Origin of the sequence: Thiohalocapsa sp. (assembly GCF_019695415.1) — a bacterium.
Taxonomy (GTDB): domain Bacteria; phylum Pseudomonadota; class Gammaproteobacteria; order Chromatiales; family Chromatiaceae; genus Thiohalocapsa.
In genome coordinates this window covers 1-1818 of the sequence record NZ_JAIFKJ010000621.1, presented here as the reverse complement: position 1 = coordinate 1818, position 1818 = coordinate 1, and the positions used below count along the sequence as shown (strand labels likewise).

Here is a 1818-nt window from a genome sequence, read left to right as displayed (position 1 = left end):
CTCGTCACTCGTCACTCGTCACTCGTCACTCTCCACCAAAACCATGCCGGAAACCTACATCGAGCGGATTCTGCGGGCCCGCGTGTACGACGTCGCCCAAGAGTCGCCGCTGACGCACGCCAAGCTGCTGTCCAAGCGTCTCGGCAACCAGGTGTGGCTGAAGCGCGAGGACCTGCAGCCGGTGTTCTCCTTCAAGCTGCGCGGGGCGTACAACAAGCTCAAGCATCTGAGCCGGGAGCAGCTTGCCCGCGGCGTCATCGCCGCGTCCGCCGGCAACCACGCCCAGGGCGTGTCCATGGGCGCCGCGAAGCTCGGCTGCGATGCCACCATCGTGATGCCGCGCACCACACCCCCCATCAAGGTGGACGCGGTGCGCGGCTGGGGGGCGAAGGCCGTGCTGCACGGAGACTCTTTCGACGAGGCCTATGCCCATGCGCAGACGCTCATCGAGGCGCACGGGCTGACCTTTCTGCATCCCTTCGACGACCCGGACGTCATCGCCGGCCAGGGCACCATCGGCATGGAGATCCTGCGCCAGCACCCGGAGCCGCCGGCGGCCATCTTCGTGCCCGTGGGCGGCGGTGGACTCATCGCGGGCGTCGCGGCCTATGTCAAATACGTGCATCCGCAGGTGCGGATCATCGGCGTGGAGCCCGAGGACGCCCCGACCCTGCACGCGGCGCTCGCCGCCGGCCGCCGCGTCATGCTGCCGGAGGTGGGGCTCTTTGCCGACGGTGTTGCGGTGCGGCAGATCGGCGCGGAGACCTTCCGCATCGCCCGCGAGACCGTGGACGAGGTGGTGCTGGTGACCACCGACGAGCTGTGCGCCGCCATCAAGGACATCTTCGACGACACCCGCGGCATCGCCGAGCCCGCCGGCGCGCTGGCCGTCGCCGGGCTCAAGCGCTGGGCGGCGCGGGAGGGCGCCGAGGGCCTGAGCCTGGTGGCTATCGAGAGCGGCGCGAACATCAATTTCGACCGACTGCGGCACGTGGCCGAGCGCGCGGAGCTCGGCGAGCGGCGCGAGGCCCTGCTCGCGGTGGGTATCCCGGAGCGCCCGGGGAGCTTTCTCGCCTTCTGCCGGGCGCTCGGCAAGCGGCAGATCACGGAGTTCAATTATCGCTACGCGGACCAGCAGGAAGCACACGTCTTCGCCGGCGTGCAGCTCGCGGGCGGCGCCGACGAGCGCGCCGAGCTGATCCAACGCCTCGAGACCAAGGGCTTCTCGGTGCTCGACATGAGCGACAACGAGGCGGCCAAGCTGCACGTGCGCTTCATGGTGGGCGGCCATGCGCCCGGCGTCAGCGACGAGCGCCTGATCCGCTTCGAGTTCCCGGAGCGCCCGGGGGCGCTGCTCAATTTCCTGTCCAGCCTCGGCAAGCGCTGGAACATCAGCCTGTTCCACTACCGCAACCACGGCGCCGCCTACGGGCGGGTGCTGATGGGCATCCAGGTGCCCGCCGGGGAACAGGCCGACTTCCATCGGCTGCTCACCGGCATCGGCTATCGGTTCTGGGAGGAGACGGAGAATCCGGCCTACCGGTTGTTTGCGAGTGCCGGGAAGGGATGAGGGGCTAGGGGCTAGGGGCTAGGACGAGCCTAATGCGGTCCAGCCGGGCTGCTACTCTGCCCTGCGTCCGTCGGACACTATCGTGATGAGCCTGTGGATCGGAAACGATCGCCTAGCGCGATCCGAAACGCAAAGGCTGGTCCCCTTCGCCGCAGCCCGAAGGGTGGGAGCGGCATCCTTGCCGCGATCCCCGCATGCGCGCCGTAGATCGCGGCAGGGATGCTGCTCCCACGGGGTCCGCACCGCCC

The 1818-nt window shown here is 69.0% G+C and carries 1 protein-coding gene; it reads left to right on the top strand.

Annotated elements, in window-relative coordinates:
- The first annotated feature begins 43 nt into the window (after positions 1-43).
- The gene (gene ilvA / locus I6U14_RS16980; protein ID WP_296900876.1) at positions 44-1570 is read left to right on the top strand and encodes a threonine ammonia-lyase, biosynthetic; all 1527 of its coding nucleotides are present in this window, start codon (positions 44-46) and stop codon (positions 1568-1570) included.
- Positions 1571-1818 lie beyond the last annotated feature (248 nt).

Bases quoted from the DNA above. Each gene is read 5' to 3' on its own strand.
- ilvA (WP_296900876.1), top strand. From the start codon at position 44: ATGCCGGAAACCTACATCGAGCGGATTCTGCGGGCCCGCGTGTACGAC.